This is a genomic window from Frankia sp. AgKG'84/4, from assembly GCF_023242965.2.
In the GTDB taxonomy this organism is placed as follows: domain Bacteria; phylum Actinomycetota; class Actinomycetes; order Frankiales; family Frankiaceae; genus Frankia.
In genome coordinates this window covers 1-1,901 of the sequence record NZ_JALKFU020000991.1, presented here as the reverse complement: position 1 = coordinate 1,901, position 1,901 = coordinate 1, and the positions used below count along the sequence as shown (strand labels likewise).

At 74.5% G+C, this 1,901-nt stretch carries 1 protein-coding gene; it reads right to left on the bottom strand.

Features of this window, described 5'->3' with window-relative positions:
• Positions 1-165: 165 nt before the first annotated feature.
• On the bottom strand, positions 166-1,901 hold a 1,736-nt coding region (gene eccCb / locus MXD58_RS26645; RefSeq protein WP_250610542.1), incomplete at its 5' end, for a type VII secretion protein EccCb.

Sequence of the window (1,901 nt, the reverse complement as noted above, 5' to 3'; positions counted from 1 at the left end):
CCCGAGGGCAGCGCCGCCGCCGCCCGCAGCACGCCCGGCGCCAGCTCGTCCGCCAGGGCGGCGCAAACCGTCCCGGTCGGGTCGACGTCGGCCATGACGTCAGTGTGTCCCGATGTCGCAGCGGGGGTCGACGGTGGGTCCGCGCGCCCCGTGCTCGGCCGGGGCTCAGGCCCGCGCGGAGCCGGCGGCGGGACCGGCCGCGGAGCCGCCGGTCTCATCGGGTTCGGTGTCGTCGGGTTCGGTGTCCTCGGGTTCGGTGTCCTCGGGTTCGGTGTCGTCGGGCCGGCTGGGGGTGACGTAGCCGGTCTGGATCAGCTGGCTGCCGCGGCGCGTGCACAGCAGGGCGCGCCCGGGCGGCAGGTCGCGGGGTTTGACCCCGCCGAGCAGCGGGCCCTCCCCGCGCGGGCAGGACAGCGCGATGTCGGGGGTGTTGAGTTCCTGCAGGCGGCGCAGCAGCGGGTCCATCGACATGCGCATCAGCCCGGCTGCGGCGCGGGCGACGACGACGTGCAGGCCGATGTCGCCGCCCTGGGGTAGCAGCGGGACGAGCGGCGCCAGCGGGTTGTCGTGGCCGGTGAGCAGGTCGTAGTCGTCGATGAGGACGAACAGCAGCGGTCCGCTCCACCAGTCGCGTCGGCGCAGCCGGGCGGGGGTGATGTCGGGTCCGGGCAGGCGTGGGGTGAGTCCGCCGGCGGCGTCGCGGGCGGTGGCCTTCGTGCTGTCGGGGGAGACGGAGTAGCCCAGCCGGTAGGCGTCGGGGATCTCGTCGAACAGGCCGCGCCGGTAGTCCACCGCCATGATCTTCGCCTGCGCGGGGGTGTAGCGGGCGACGATCGCACGAGCGAGAAGGCGCAGCAGGTTCGTCTTGCCGCTCTCGTTGTCGCCGAGCAGCGTCAGATGGGCCTGCGCGGAGAAATCATGCCAGACCGGTTCGAAGCGGCTCTCGTCGACGCCGAGGGCGACCCGCAGCTCCCCGCGGTCGGGCGGGACGGGCAGGTCCTCGACGGGCAGCACCGCCGGCAGGGTGCGCACCGCCCGCACCCGCGGCCCGGGCCAGCAGTCGACGACGGAGTCGACGAGATGGCGGGTGCCGTGGGCGAGGTCATCGACGCTGGACCGGCCGTCGATGCGCGGCAGCGCGGCCATGAAGTGCAGCTTGGCGTCGGTGAGGCCACGGCCGGGTAGTTTCGGCACGGCGGCGGCGGCGCGCAGGTCGATGCCCGACTCGACCGGGTCACCGAGGCGCAGCTCCAGGCGGCTGCCGAGCTTGTCGCGCATCGAGTGGTGCACCTCCGACCAGCGCCCGGCGGTGAGCATGACGTGCAGGCCGTAGTTCAGGCCGCGGGCGGCGACCTCCCGGGCGGCCTCCTCGACGGCCTCGAAGTCCTGGCGCAGCACGAACCAGCCGTCAACGGCGAGGAACACCTCGCCGAACTCCTCGGGCGCGGCCCGACCGGCGGCGATGGCTTCCCGATAGGCGGCCATGCCGGACACGCCGAGCTCGGCGAAGCGCCGTTCCCGATCGCGCAGGATGGCGAGCAGCTCCGCGACGGTGCGCCCGACCCGGTCCGGGTCGTGGCGGCCGGTGACTCCGCCGACATGCGGCAGGTCGGCGATGCTCGCCAGCGAGCCGCCGCCGAAGTCGAGGCAGAAGAACTGCACCTCGCGCGGCGAATGGGTGAGCGCGAGCCCGGCGATGACGGAACGCAGCAGCGTGCTCTTGCCGCTCTGCGGGCCGCCGGCGATACCCAGATGCCCACCGCCGCCGCCGAGGTCGAGCACGAGCAGGTCCCGGACCTGCTCGAACGGCTTGTCGATGACGCCGACGGGCGTCCGCAGCCACCGCTGGTCGCCGCCCGCACCGGCGCCGCTGCCGCTGCCGGTGCCCTCCGGGTCGCCGG